At 32.4% G+C, this 851-nt stretch carries 3 protein-coding genes; all 3 read left to right on the top strand.

Features of this window, described 5'->3' with window-relative positions:
- Positions 1 to 56: 56 nt before the first annotated feature.
- Complete coding sequence (locus tag AC1DJR_RS31855) at positions 57 to 293, top strand: YkuJ family protein (protein ID WP_000055151.1); 237 nt, start codon at positions 57 to 59, stop codon at positions 291 to 293.
- A gap of 185 nt (positions 294 to 478) precedes the next feature.
- Entirely contained in the window at positions 479 to 628 is a 150-nt protein-coding gene (locus AC1DJR_RS31850; RefSeq protein ID WP_002160670.1) for a hypothetical protein, read from the top strand.
- A 74-nt stretch (positions 629 to 702) separates the two neighbouring features.
- On the top strand, positions 703 to 851 hold a 149-nt coding region (locus AC1DJR_RS31845; RefSeq protein ID WP_477004455.1), incomplete at its 3' end, for a ribonuclease H-like YkuK family protein.

The raw sequence follows: 851 nt of genomic DNA, 5'->3' as shown, positions 1-851 counted from the left end.
GAATGAGTATAGCTGTAAAACCTATTGGTAGGAAGATCAGAGAAAGGAGAGATTTCATGTCTCTACTCCAAGGAATTTTAACTCGACTTGTTAGTCTACAAGAACAAGCTGAAAGCGGTGAAGTAGCACAACGCTATTTTGAAGTGAACGGTGAGCGCAAATGTAGCGTGAAATTTTTCGATAAAAGTGAAATGTATGAGTTAGAAGTGTATCAACAAGGTGAAAAACCTCAAGTGTATCAATTCGATAACATCGATATGGTTGCAATTGAGATTTACGATATCATTTCTTGATACATATAAAAAAGGTACTGCCAAATGGCGGTACCTTTTTTAGTTATATTAATTAATGGGCTATATAGGTAGTAGAAGTTTCAATTTAAGTCGCGATTAAATAAAAGAGTTTTTATAAATGTATATGTATAGGAATTTTTCATTTTTCCTACAATGATAGTAAATATTAATAGGAGGTGCAAAGGATGGAACGCTTACCGATTGTTATTTGTCCTAATTGTCACAGTCATGCTGAAATTAATCATGTATTAACTGCCCAGTCTAATCAAAATGTAATTTATACATGTAAGTTTTGTAATTATGTAATTCGAAATATTGAAACGAATAAAGGGTAGTAAGTTATAATTTTTGTTTTTGTCCCATACAATGAGAATACGAAAAGTCTGTCTAATTGAAAGGACGTGACTATGTGGACGGTGAGCATACATTTTATAATGTTTCAGAGAGACATTTGAATTTTGATATGGTATTTAACCGTATTTGTAGTTTCATTGAAAAGGATCCGCGAAATTTATATCGATTATCTATTGGGACAGACTCACAAGCGCATCAAAAGGA

The organism is Bacillus sp. 05T31 (genome assembly GCF_056396725.1).
The sequence above is the reverse complement of the archived record's forward strand: the minus strand, read 5'-3'. Positions and strand labels throughout refer to the sequence as shown.